The organism is Microbacterium sp. W4I4 (assembly GCF_030816235.1).
In the GTDB taxonomy this organism is placed as follows: Bacteria; Actinomycetota; Actinomycetes; order Actinomycetales; family Microbacteriaceae; genus Microbacterium.
Map to the genome: position 1 here is coordinate 3479216 of NZ_JAUSXT010000001.1, position 11711 is coordinate 3490926.

10 protein-coding genes and 1 other RNA gene are annotated in these 11711 nt (G+C 70.6%); 6 read left to right on the top strand and 5 right to left on the bottom strand.

Annotated elements, in window-relative coordinates; all coding sequences use genetic code 11:
- Window positions 1-37: 37 nt before the first annotated feature.
- From QF046_RS16495 to QF046_RS16510, 4 genes are all read right to left on the bottom strand, one after another.
- On the bottom strand, window positions 38-2233 hold the full coding sequence (locus QF046_RS16495; protein WP_307371901.1) for a DUF3488 and transglutaminase-like domain-containing protein: 2196 nt from the start codon (window positions 2231-2233) through the stop codon (window positions 38-40).
- Window positions 2226-3410 (bottom strand): DUF58 domain-containing protein, encoded by a 1185-nt coding sequence (locus tag QF046_RS16500; RefSeq protein ID WP_307371902.1) that lies wholly within the window; start codon window positions 3408-3410, stop codon window positions 2226-2228. The genes QF046_RS16495 and QF046_RS16500 overlap by 8 nt, the downstream gene beginning before the upstream one ends.
- A 26-nt stretch (window positions 3411-3436) precedes the next feature.
- The gene (locus QF046_RS16505) at window positions 3437-4432 is read right to left on the bottom strand and encodes a MoxR family ATPase (RefSeq protein WP_307371904.1); all 996 of its coding nucleotides are present in this window, start codon (window positions 4430-4432) and stop codon (window positions 3437-3439) included.
- Window positions 4433-4499: 67 nt separating this feature from the next.
- Window positions 4500-7421 carry a DEAD/DEAH box helicase family protein gene (locus QF046_RS16510; RefSeq protein WP_307371906.1) on the bottom strand — a complete coding sequence of 974 codons (2922 nt, stop codon included), beginning with the start codon at window positions 7419-7421 and terminating at the stop codon, window positions 4500-4502.
- A 63-nt stretch (window positions 7422-7484) separates the two neighbouring features.
- Here QF046_RS16510 and ffs point away from each other — a divergent pair.
- From ffs to QF046_RS16540, 6 genes are all read left to right on the top strand, one after another.
- An RNA gene (ffs, locus tag QF046_RS16515) (signal recognition particle sRNA small type) lies at window positions 7485-7581 on the top strand.
- 51 nt (window positions 7582-7632) lie between these two features.
- The gene (locus QF046_RS16520; protein WP_307371909.1) at window positions 7633-8229 is read left to right on the top strand and encodes a rhomboid family intramembrane serine protease; all 597 of its coding nucleotides are present in this window, start codon (window positions 7633-7635) and stop codon (window positions 8227-8229) included.
- Window positions 8226-8858 carry a hypothetical protein gene (locus QF046_RS16525; RefSeq protein ID WP_307371911.1) on the top strand — a complete coding sequence of 211 codons (633 nt, stop codon included), beginning with the start codon at window positions 8226-8228 and terminating at the stop codon, window positions 8856-8858. Before QF046_RS16520 ends, QF046_RS16525 begins: the two co-directional genes overlap by 4 nt.
- A gap of 110 nt (window positions 8859-8968) precedes the next feature.
- Window positions 8969-10369 (top strand): HNH endonuclease signature motif containing protein, encoded by a 1401-nt coding sequence (locus QF046_RS16530; RefSeq protein WP_307371913.1) that lies wholly within the window; start codon window positions 8969-8971, stop codon window positions 10367-10369.
- Window positions 10370-10487: 118 nt separating this feature from the next.
- The gene (locus QF046_RS16535; protein ID WP_307371916.1) at window positions 10488-10967 is read left to right on the top strand and encodes a molybdenum cofactor biosynthesis protein B; all 480 of its coding nucleotides are present in this window, start codon (window positions 10488-10490) and stop codon (window positions 10965-10967) included.
- Window positions 10964-11389 (top strand): molybdenum cofactor biosynthesis protein MoaE, encoded by a 426-nt coding sequence (locus tag QF046_RS16540; RefSeq protein ID WP_307371918.1) that lies wholly within the window; start codon window positions 10964-10966, stop codon window positions 11387-11389. Before QF046_RS16535 ends, QF046_RS16540 begins: the two co-directional genes overlap by 4 nt.
- Window positions 11390-11476: 87 nt before the next feature.
- On the opposite strand, the gene QF046_RS16545 is transcribed toward QF046_RS16540, so the two are convergent.
- A complete protein-coding gene (locus tag QF046_RS16545; RefSeq protein WP_307371921.1) occupies window positions 11477-11710 on the bottom strand; it encodes a MoaD/ThiS family protein in 234 nt (77 codons plus the stop codon).
- Window position 11711 lies beyond the last annotated feature (1 nt).

The window sequence follows — 11711 nt, forward strand, 5'->3', positions numbered from 1 at the left end:
CGCCACATAGACGGGCTTGTCAGCGGTGACGGGCTTGTCAGCGGCGGCGGGCGAACAGGGATGCAGGCAGCAACCGCGCGAGCACGCGCTGTCGGCCATCCACGCTCGCGGCGAGCTGTCCGATCACGACGCGCAGCGGGGCGGCCAGATCTCCGGCATCCGGAGCCGTAGGCGCATAGCTCGTCCGCTCGACGGCCGCGACCAACGGCGCCAGCGCTTCGGGGTCGGTCCCGCGTTTCGACGCCAGCACCTCGGCGCGCACTCGCGCGGTCTGCGCTTCCGGCGGCGCTAGCCCCAGATCGATGAGCGAGTCGGACAGCTCGCGCCACGCGGCCATCGCATCACCCGAGCGCGCGCGTCCCATCCGCATCGCCCGCCGCAGCTCGCGCACCAGCGCAGGCAGCAGCAGAAGCACCAGCACGCCCAGCACGGTCAGCGTCACGGGGGCGGGGTTCAGTGTCTGCAGGGCGTCGGTGCCTCCTCCTCCGGCATCCTGGTTGCGACCGGCTTCGTCGGTCGGCGTCGCCGACGGGCCTGTGGTGGGAGTGATCGTCGGGGTGGGCGCATCGGGGCCGTCGCCACTGCCACCGCTGGAGGACGCGGCGATGAAGTCCGTCGGAACGCCCAGCGTCGCGGTCGGCTCGAACGGCACCCAGCCGATGCCCTCGAAATGCACCTCGGGCCAGGAGTGCAGCTGGTCGCTCGTGATGGAGTAGACGATGCTGTCGTCGCGCTTCTGGTCGGTCCCCGATCCTGGCAGGTAGCCGACGACGATCCGCACGGGCATGCTGAGCGTGTCGGCCATCAGCGCGAAGGCGCCCGCGAAGTGGATGCAGTAGCCGGTGCGCTTCTCGAGGAAGGTCGCCACGGCATCCGCTCCCGTGCCGTCGAAGCCCTCCTCGACCGGGGCGTCGAGCGAGTAGGTGAACTCGCTGCGGAACCAGTCCTGCAGGGCGATCAGCCGGTCGTAGTCGGTGCCGGCATCGGAGGTGACCTCGCGGGCCAGCCGGCTGATGATCGGCGGCAGGTCTGCGGGCAGCTCGGTGACGGGCGCTCCGGATGCCGAGGACGCGCGGATCTGCTCGAGCGTGGGCACCGGGGTGGCGGCCTGCACCGTGTAGTCGGCACCGGCGGCATCCGATGAGCCGCTGACCGCAGTCCGGTTCTCCTGCAGGGCCGACCACACGCCGTCCACCCCAGTCACCCGCTCGGGCGCGTAGGGGAGAGGGAGGCGATCGCTGGAGACGCCGAGCACTTTGATCGACACCTCGGTCTCGACCGTCTTGATCGGGTCGGCCCAGTCGCGCCTTCCGAATCCGTCGCGCAGTGGAACCCGGTCGCCGCGATCGGGACGCCACACATCACCGTCGAAGCGCGACAGCGTGGCCATCCGCAGGTACGGCGGGGAGGCGGCGGAGGTCACCAGCGTGAGCGCCTCGATCCCCTCGGGGCGGCGCAGATCCTCGCCCAGGCGCAGGTCGGCGCTCACACTGAGCATCGGCCCGGTCCCGGGCAACGCGGACGCCACCGGCAGGCTCGGAGCGAGGACGAGCGCCACCAGCACGGCGACCAGCCCTGTGGAGACCGTCACGAGGTACGAGGTCTGCCGCGGAGCGCGCGCATCATGTCGGGCGCCGAAGCGCAGCAGCATCAGGATCATCACGGCCTGCAGCAGGAACCAGCCGAGATTCACGGAGCCGAACGAGATCAGCATCGGCATGACGCCGACCACCGAGGTCAGCAGCACGGCCAGGATCACCAGCCGGTGTGCGAGCAGCTGGTCGACGAGGATCGCGACGACGGCGAAGGTCAGACCGAGCAGGGTCGCCATGGGCACTGAGGCGGCGATCGGGACCACGCCGTTCATGATCTCTTCGGCGCTCTGCTGCAGTCGCACGCCGATCAGCCGCACGGTCATCTCCGTCGGCAGCAACCCCATCCACGCGGTCTCGCGAGCGAGCAGCACCGTGCAGGCGACGACGACGGCAAACAGCTGCACCAGCAGCACGACAGGGCCGCGGATGCCCGCACGCACGGTGCGCAGGGCGAGTCGGGTGAGGATGCCGGCGACGGCCACGACGATCACGATCGCGCACACGACGAAGGTCCAGACCCCCGGAGTCACCGCTCCCGTGTAGGACCAGACCGAGATCAGCGTCGCGGCGGCGGCGAGGACGCCGGGCCCGGTGGGAGTCAGTCGGGTGCGGTCTGTGCGGGCGGGCGTCTCAGGCATGCGCGGCCTTCGAGACGGGCAGCGCATCCGCCCAGGTCTGGGCGATGTCGGCGTCCGCCGGCAGCAGCGCGGTGTTCCAGCCGTGAGCGGATGCCGCGGCCAGCGCCTCAGGCTCGGCGGATGCCGCGAACAGCAGCGGGGCCGCCGCGCCGACCGTGGTCAGGCGCTCCGCCTCCTCGCCCTCGAGGCGTCCGGTGATGAGCACGAGCGGTCCGGGCGGCGTGCTGCCGACGATGGATCTCAGGTCGTGCGGCTCACCTCGCGGCCCGATCATGGCCAGTGCGACCATGAGGTCCTCGCGGTCCTCCTCGTGTCCGCGCAGCGCGCCCAGCTGCGTGCCGGAGATGTCGACCACATCCACGCTGTAGCCGTCCGCCGCCAGGCGCAGCGCGACGGAGGCGCACAGGGTGACGGCCGCTTCGAAGGCGGCATCCGGTTCCTCGCCCGGTCGGTCCCAGCGGTCCGCCGCACGGTCGAGCACGACCATGGCATCCGGGCTCGCCTCCTCTTCCTCCTGACGCACCATGAGATCTCCGCGGTGCGCGGTGGCGCGCCAGTGGATGCGGCGTCGGGAGTCTCCCGAGGAGTACGGGCGGGGGATGAGGTTGTCGGCACCCTGGCCGATCCGGGAGGAACGCGTCTGAGCGGTGCCGCCCGCGGCGCCCACCTTGGTGGGCAGCGGAGCGAGGGCCACGCTCTGCGGGATCACCGTGACCGTGCGCGTGTCGCCGAAAGCCTGCTCGCGCTGCGCGAGGCCGAACGGGTCGACCGTGCGCAGGATCAGCGGGCCGAGAGTGGAGATGCCGCGGCGCACGCCGGTCAGGTCGTAGCGCAGCGACAGGGCGTCTCCCGGGTAGTCGCCGGTCGCATCGCCGCTCACGGCGGGCGGGAGGGTGTCACGCCAGGTGCCGTTCGGGATGCCGATCGAGTACAGGTCGAAGCGCACCTGCACCTGGGAGGTCTCGCCGACGGCGAGCAGATCCGTCGAGATGCGCCGCGCCACATCGGCGCGACGGCGCGGCATCCGCACGATCAGCAGCGAGATCAGGGGCAGCGCCACCAGCAGCACGCCGAGGTAGAGCAGCGGGCGCGCTGCGGCCGCATTCGCGGCGACGATGAGCAGGATGCCGGACAACAGGCATCCCGACCCCCTGCCCGTGAGCGGTCGGCGCTTCATAGGAGGAATCTCAGCTTCTCAGGTGCTCAGCGTCGAGTGCCGGCGAACGGCACGGGCACGCGGGCGACGATCTGCTTCAGGGCGGCCTCGACCGGCTGGGTACCGGCGCGGTGCACGCCGCGGGCAGCGATCAATCGGTGTGCGAACACCGGGATGACGAGTTCGGTGAGGTCGTCGGGCACCACGTACTCGCGGCCGTCGAGGGCGGCGCGCACCTTCGCGGCGCGCACCAGCTGCAGGGTCGCACGAGGGCTGGCGCCCAGGTGCAGGCTCGGATCCTGCCTGGTGGCCTGGGCGAGAGCGACGGCGTACTCCTCGAGCGATTCGGCGACGTGCACGCGGCGCGTCCACGCGATCAGTGCGCGCACGGTCGCCGCGTCGGTGACAGGGGTGATCGCCGCGAGCGGGTTGGAGGTCTCGCGCTGGCGCAGCATGAGGGTCTCTGCCGCGGCATCCGGATATCCCATCGAGATTCGCATCATGAACCGGTCGCGCTGCGCCTCGGGAAGGGGATAGGTGCCCTCCATCTCGAGCGGGTTCTGCGTTGCGACGACGAGGAACGGCTGGGGCAGGCCGTGCGTGGAGCCGTCGACGGTGACCTGCTGCTCCTCCATCGCCTCCAGCAGCGCGGACTGCGTCTTGGGCGAGGCGCGGTTGATCTCGTCGGCGATCACGATGTGCGCGAAGATCGCACCGCGCTTGAACTCGAACTCGCGAGCCACCGGGTCGTACACGGCGACGCCGGTCACATCGCCGGGGAGCAGGTCGGGGGTGAACTGGATGCGGCGGACGGTGGCGTCCACGCTCGCGGCAAGGGCGCGAGCGAGCATGGTCTTGCCGACCCCTGGCACGTCCTCGATGAGCAGGTGCCCCTCGGCGAACAGGCAGGTCAGCGCGCTGCGCACCGCTTCGGGCTTGCCGTCGATGACGGACGAGATCGAGGAGATGATCCGGGAGGTCTGCCGAGCGAACTCCTCGGCGGTGATCTGGCTGGTCTGCTGCTCGGTCAGCTGCTCTTGCATGCGGTGTCTCCCCTGCGCGACGGTCCGAACTCTGATCGTAACCTGCGGAGGTGAACGGGGCGCAGGATCAGCCCCACAGGGTCGTGCGAGCATCCGTCTCGTCCAGTCGGCCGGACTGGGCGCGCGCCTCGCGCAGGGCGACCAATCCGTGCTCGCCCTGCAGCTCGACGAGCTCGCACGCCCCGATCGCGTCCTTCCACAGCTCGGCGAAATGGTCGGCATCCGCGCGGCGACGGGCGATCTGCTGCGGCACGGCCAGGTAGGCATCCGGCCGGCGGGTGGAGGCGATCCGCAGCAGGAAGCGCGGGGTGCGCACCGGCCCGAACAGCTCCTGCACGGCATCCGTCAGCATTCGGCGCACGCGTGCGGATCCCTGGAAGACCAGTCGGATGCGCGACGGGCCGTCGGACGCCCGCTCGCTCTCCACCTCGATGGCGGTGTCGGGCAGCGGCGGGATGCGACCGGCATCCTGCAGCGACTGCGCCACGATCCGTGCGATCTCGAGGTACCCGAGCGACGGGTCGCGCCGATGCCGGACGGCCCGGGCGATCGCGCCGGCCCGCGTGCCGAGCGCGAGCAGCGCCCCGCCGCCCAGGGCGACGCCTATCCCGGCGACCAGCGGCAGACCCAGATCGAGCACGGTGCTGGCCAGCGCGGCCAGAGTGCCGACACCCAGTGCACCGACGGCGAATGTCGACGGAGCCGCGGTGACGACGGCGGGGAGCGTCTGCACCAGCTCGGTGCGGCGGATGCTGCGCACAGCCAGCACGTCGCGCTCGCGGGCCGCGTACGGCTGCCCGATGCGCCAGTCGGCGAGCGTCTGCGACCGCGAGCGCATGCCGGCGATGACGGCCTGGTTCAGCTGCTCGATCGAGGTGCTGGTGTCCTTGGCGACGAGCCTGTCGAGCAGCTCGCGCGTGGGGCGGTCGAGCGCCGTGCCGAGCCCGGTGATGACGCGGGTGTCGTCGTCGGCGCTCAGCCCCCACAGATGGCTGTGGCGGCGGCGCAGCCGGTTCAACTCCGAGGAGTCGTCGAGTTCCACCTGCGGTGGGATGAGACAGACGACCGACCAGTTGTGCGCGACCTTGGCCGGCCACGTAGGGTCCAGGCGCAGAGTGCGCCCGCGCAGCTGCTGCGTGCCGACGCTCGTCGCCACGCTCGTCAGGTCGATGAGGGTGTTCACCGCGGGGCAGTCCCAGCCTTCGCCGAGCAGGCCGCGGGTGCCGACCAGGAGCCGCACGGTGCCGTCGGTCACCCGCTGCGAGACCGCCGCCACCAGCCGCCCGCCGCCGAAGCCGGGTACCCGCAGCATCCGCGTCGGGCCGAAGCCCTCCTCGATGTCGACCGTGGTGTGCAGGGCGCCCTCGAGGGCGGCGGCGAGGGGCGCGGCATCCGCGGCGGTCGTGCGCAAGTGCTGGGCGGTCAGCAGTACGGGGTGCAGCGCCGCGGTGACCGGATCGGATGCCAGCAGGTCGAACACGCGCAGCGCGCCGGGTGCCGCATCGCCGATGAGTCCGCGGTTGTCGCCGGCCTCGACGACGTCGGTCACTACGACCGCGCGGACGCGCTCGCCGTCGGCGCCGGACAGCTCGTGATGCAGGATGTCGACGGCCGCGTGGTCCTTGGCGACCGAGGTCGACAGGGTCGCTTCGAGCGGGTTGCGTCCCCGGCGGATGCCGCGGTCGGTGAGGTGCAGACCGAAGTCGGCCAGCGCTCGCTTGACGTATCGCCACTGGTCGCGGGCGGCAGGGTCGGGCAGCAGGCGGGTGAGTGCGAAGCGCGCGAGTACGAGCAGCAGGTCGTCGGTTCCGGCGCGTCCGAACAGCTGCGGGTCGAGCAGGGGTGCGAGCGGATGCCGGGGTGCGGCCGCCCGCAGCACCGCGCCGCAGGCGCGGGTGAGGGAGAAGTCGGCGCTGAGCGCGCGGTCGATGCCGCGGCGGGCGATCTCGTCGGAAGGGAGAGGCGGCTCGGAGTCGGGTTCGGCCTCGGACGCGGCATCCGGTTCCCTCGTCGCAACCGGTTCGGGTTGCAGCTGCTGCTCCAGGTAGCGGAGCCCGTCGACGGAGGTGAGCACCTGCACCATCAGGTCGTGCAGCTGCGCCTCGCTGCGGCGGATGAAATGCGCCTCCTGCGGGACGGGCTCCGTGAACCAGACGTGCGCGCGGTACGGGGCGAGGTGCCCCTCCTTCACGACGGCCGGGGTCGGCACCTCGTAGTCCACGTCGCCGAGCAGCTGCGTGTAGTTCTCGTACCCGGTGCCGTCGTCCGGGGAGGGCAGGGTGGCGGTCAGCCCGATCAGCAGGGCGGTGCCGCCGCGTTCGCGGATGCGGGCCCGCAGGTAGGCGACGACGATCGCCCAGTGATCCAGCAGGTGATGGCATTCGTCGAGCACGATCGTGTCGACTCCGGCGTCGACGATGCGGTCGATCAGCGCGAGCGCGTTCGGATGCAGCACACGGGCGAGCGACTCGGGCCGGGCCTGCGCGAAGCGGCGGCGCAGCGAGGCGGAGCGCTTGCGGATGCCGCGCAGATACTGCGCACGGTTGTCGACGGACAGCGCGGCGAGCCAGGTCGCGGCATCCGCCTCGCTGCGGCCAGCCTCGACGAGCTGTTCGGTCCACTGCACCCGGGCGAGATCGTCGAAGGGCGAGCTGTCGCCGGTGACGCTGAGCAGCTGATAGGTGAGTGCGGTCAGATCGCCGAGGGTGCTCGCGTCGTCGGAGACCTGACCGTCTGCGGATGCCAGTGAGCGCGCCGTGCGCACCCACTGCTGCCGGATCGTCACCGTCGGCGCCAGCACGAGTGCGCGTCGTCCCGCTCGGGCAGCCAGGAGCAGTCCGAGCAGGGTCTTGCCCGAGCCGGGCGGCGCCACGATGTGCATAGCGGCATCCGCGGGAGAGACCGGGATCTGCGCCAGCACCTCAGCCTGATAGGTGCGCAGCTCGCCGTCGTACCGCCAGTCGGCGAGCGGGCGAGGCGGCGGAGTCATCGTTGTCGAGCGTAGCCGGGGCCGTGCTGTTCGAGTGCCTTCTGAGCGTCGGGTAGACTCGTTGACGGCTCTCCGCGTGACGGCACCCAGGCCAATTCCCCCAGGGCGGAAACGCAGCAAGGGTAACCGGGCTCTGCCGGGTGCGCGGAGGGTCTTTTCTTTTGCCCTGGCGCTCAGCATCCTCCTGTCGGGGCCTGCGAAGATCGATCTCGTGACCACCGCACCCGCACCGGCCAGATCCTCTTCGTTCTCGCGCTTCCTCGCGCCGATCGGGCTGCTCGCTCTGATGTGGGTGATCCAGTTCGCGGATGCCGTGCTGCCCGGTTCGTTCACGGGCTGGGGCCTGCGCTCGTGGGACCTCGGCAGCCTGCAGGGGATCGTCCTCGGCCCGCTGCTGCACGCGGGCTGGGCGCACCTGATCGGCAACTCCGCGCCGTTCCTCGTGCTCGGCTGCCTGGTCGCCGTCGAAGGCGCGAAACGGTTCTGGATCGTGACTGCGGTCGTCGCGGTGGTCGGCGGCATCGGCACCTGGCTGATCAACGCTCCGGGCACGCTCACGGTCGGCGCATCCGTGCTGGTCTTCGGATACTTCGGCTACGTGGTGCTGCGCGTGATCGCGCCGGGGCGCGTCGCTCATCGACTGGCGTACGCGGCGATCGCCGTGATCGTGGTGGTGCTGTACGGCGCGACGATGCTCACCGGCATCCTCGGGGCGGCGTCGGGTGTCTCGTGGCAGGCTCACCTGTTCGGCGCCATCGGCGGCGGTCTCATGGCGTTCGCCGGGCGTCGCCGGAGACTCTCCGCGTGAGTGACCGGCGGTCGCGCGCGACCGTGCTGCGCCGTCGCGCCCGCCGACGCAGAGAACGCAGACGGATGCTGAGGATCGTCGCGATCACGGCATCCGTGGCAGTCGCGGTATCGGCGGTGTTCGTCGTGCTCGGGCTGCTGACCGCACCGCGAGCGGACAGATACTGCGTGGACGAACCGCAGACGTTCCCGGCGACGGGCGTCGCCGGGTGGCGCGGGGATCAGCTCGAGAACGCGGCGATCATCGTGCAGACCGCCCGCGGGATGGGCGTCGAGAGAGACGGGCAGATCATCGGCGTGATGGCCGCGATGGGGGAGAGCTCGCTGCACAACATCGACTACGGCGACTGGGAGACCTCGGGCGTCACCAACCCCGACGGCACACGCACCAGCAGCATTGGGCTGTTCCAGCAGCAGTCCTGGTGGGGGACACCGGAGGAACGGATGGATCCCGCGACCGCTTCGACGAAGTTCTTCACCCGCCTGAACAGGATCGACGGATGGCAGAAGCTGCCGCCCTCGCACGCCATCAACCGGGTGCAGATCAACTCCGACCGCGAGCACTACGCGCGCTTCGCGGAGGACGCGGCGGATGTCGTGGACGCGCTGGCGGGGGAGTGCGGGGAGTGAATGTCGGCGGATCCTGGTATGGAAGATATGTTCTAAATTCAGATAGCACAGAGTCGGAAAAACTCGAAGAAAGTATTGACTTAGCATCGGCCGTTCCGTAGTCTGGAGGCATGTCGGAAGCACTGTCGCCACTCCACGAGGCCGTCACGGTCCTCGATGAGGCGTGGGCGGATGCTGACTGCGCGAGCGACCTGTCACGACCGGAACTGATGGCGGCGAACGCCGCGATCGGCGCGCTGAAACGGCGCGTCGATGCGCTGCAGGTTGCCGTGGCGGCGCGGATCGCGCACGAGTCGCGGGCGGACCTGGGCGCGGAGTCACTGGCGAAGAAAGCCGGATTCCGCAACTCCGCTCAGCTGATCGCGGCAAGCTGCGGGGTCTCAGCGGGAGAGGCGTCCCGGATCGTGAAGACCGGTGAAGCGACCGCCCCGCGCACGAACGTGGGCGGGGAGCCGATGCCGGCGAAGTACTCGGCCGTGCAGGCCGCGCTCTCTTCGGGGAGTCTGGGGGCCACGGCGGCGGGGCTGATCGTGGCGTTCCTCGACCGCGCCCGGGTGGGTGCCCCCGCCGAGAAGGTCACCAAGACGGAGGGACTGCTCGTGGAACGGGCTGTCGGACTGAGTCTCGATGAGGTGCGCAGGCTGATCACCCGCGCGACGGCCGTCCTGGAAGAAGACAAGCTCGAAGCGCGCGAGGAAGAACGCCGCGCAGCCCGGATTGCGACCATGTTCGAGAAGGACGGGAACTTCCACCTCAACCTGGTCACCCCCGTCGAAGAGGGTGCGGCGATCAAGGCGGCCGTCGACGGGTACGTGACCGCCCAGTTCCAGGCTCGCAAGGCTGCTCTCGATGCCGGTGAGATCGACGAGGCGGATGCCGATCGGCGCAGCGTCGCCATGATGCGCGCCGATGCGCTCGCCGTCGTCTGTGCGCACGTCCTCGGCTGCGAGACCAAGACTCCGCTCGTCGGCGCAACCGTGATCGTGCGAGTCGATGCCGACGCGCTGGATTCCGGTGTCGGGTACGGCACGATCGACGGGGTCGATCAACCGGTCTCGATCGCCGCGGTCCGTCGGATGGCTGCAGGGACTGGAGTGATCCCCTGCGTGCTCGATGGTGCCGGAGAGATCCTCGACTGGGGGCGCGAACGACGGCTCTTCACCCCGGCGCAGAAACTCGCCCTCGTCGAACGCGACGGCGGATGCGCGATGTGCGGACTCCCGCCCAGCATGACCAAAGCGCATCACATCCGCTGGTGGCGGCGAGATGCCGGACCCACCGACCTGTCCAACGGGATCCTGCTCTGCGAGAGCTGCCACCACCGCATCCACGACAACGGCTGGGACATCAGAATCGACAACCCGCCCGGAACCGGTCGGCGAAGAGCGGATGGCAGACGCGGAACCGGCGTGAGCGTCAGAGCACGAGTGTGGTTCGTCCCACCGGCGAACATCGATCCGAGCCGCACGCCACGCCTCGGCGGCCGAGCACGCTACGACATCGCCGCCTGACCCTTCGACAGGCTCAGGCCCTTCGATAGGCTCGGGCCCTTCGACAGGCTCAGGGACCCAGGGAGTCCCGGTGGCTCAGGGCCCCAACGCGGCCGCGCATCGTCGGTAGGCTGAGGGCATGTCGCTGGCAGCCGCCGTCATCACCGTCTCCGACCGCTCTGCCCGCGGAGAACGTGCGGACGCGTCCGGTCCGATCGCCGTCGCCGCCCTCCGGGCAGCCGGCTTCGACTGCGACGACGCGGCCATCATCCCCGACGGCGCCGACTCCGTCGAGACGGCACTGCGCGAGACGCTGCGGCGCGGCATCCGCCTCATCATCACCACCGGTGGCACCGGCATCTCGCCCCGCGACCGCACCCCCGAGGGCACCGCACCCGTCCTCACCCAGCAGCTTCCCGGCATCGCCGAAGAGCTGCGCCGCCGTGCCACCGCCGAGAAACCAGGCGGCATGCTCTCCCGCGGACTCTCCGGCATCGCCGGCGCCGCGCTCATCGTGAACCTGCCCGGATCCACGGCCGCCGTCGAATCCGGCATGCGGCTCGTGCTCGAGGTCGCGCACCACGCGCTCGGGCAGCTTGAAGGGGAAGACCACCGATGACCATCCGAATCGCGCAGATCACCACCGAGCCGCTCGACGTCGAGGCTCATCGCGCCGCCGTCGACGATCCTCGCATGGGCGCCGAGATCACCTTCGTCGGGCGTGTGCGCGACAACGATGAAGACGCAGCCACCCCCGTCGTCGCGCTGGAGTACAGTGCCCACCCCGACGCCGAGACGACGCTGCGCACACTCGCCGCCCAGGCCATCGGCGACTCGGACGCACTCGTCGCCGCCAGCCACCGCATCGGCAGGCTGGAGGTCGGTGACGCCGCCGTCATCGTGTCGGTCTCCTCCGGTCACCGCGACGTCGCCTACGAGGTCTCCCGCGAGCTCATCGAGGCCATCAAGCACAGCCTGCCCGTCTGGAAGCGGCAGATCGAATCCGACGGCGCCACCGTCTGGAAGGGCCTCGGCGGCTAGCTGAACGCCCGTCTATTTGTGCCTAACGCACGGATTCGAGTCCGAAATGGTGCGTTAGGCACAAATAGACGGGCTTTGAGGGGGAGCTCAGCCGCCGGCGAACGGGGGCAGCACGTCGACGACGGTGTCGCCGCTCAGCGGCCAGCTGTCGTCGACGCGCGCACCGTCGACCAGCACCGAGCACCGCGGCAGGATCTCCGCCAGCGCGGGGTGATCATCGCGCAGGCCCGCCGTCAGCGCGGCGAGCGTCGCCGCATCCACCGTCAGCTGCGCGCTGCCCACGGCCTCCTCGGCCGCGGCGAAGAATCGCACCTGAGCCACG

Coding starts and splice junctions, on each gene's coding strand:
- QF046_RS16495 (WP_307371901.1), bottom strand. CDS start 2,233: ATGCCTGAGACGCCCGCCCGCACAGACCGCACCCGACTGACTCCCACC.
- QF046_RS16500 (WP_307371902.1), bottom strand. CDS start 3,410: ATGAAGCGCCGACCGCTCACGGGCAGGGGGTCGGGATGCCTGTTGTCC.
- QF046_RS16505 (WP_307371904.1), bottom strand. CDS start 4,432: ATGCAAGAGCAGCTGACCGAGCAGCAGACCAGCCAGATCACCGCCGAG.
- QF046_RS16510 (WP_307371906.1), bottom strand. CDS start 7,421: ATGACTCCGCCGCCTCGCCCGCTCGCCGACTGGCGGTACGACGGCGAG.
- QF046_RS16530 (WP_307371913.1), top strand. CDS start 8,969: ATGTCGGAAGCACTGTCGCCACTCCACGAGGCCGTCACGGTCCTCGAT.
- QF046_RS16535 (WP_307371916.1), top strand. CDS start 10,488: ATGTCGCTGGCAGCCGCCGTCATCACCGTCTCCGACCGCTCTGCCCGC.
- QF046_RS16540 (WP_307371918.1), top strand. CDS start 10,964: ATGACCATCCGAATCGCGCAGATCACCACCGAGCCGCTCGACGTCGAG.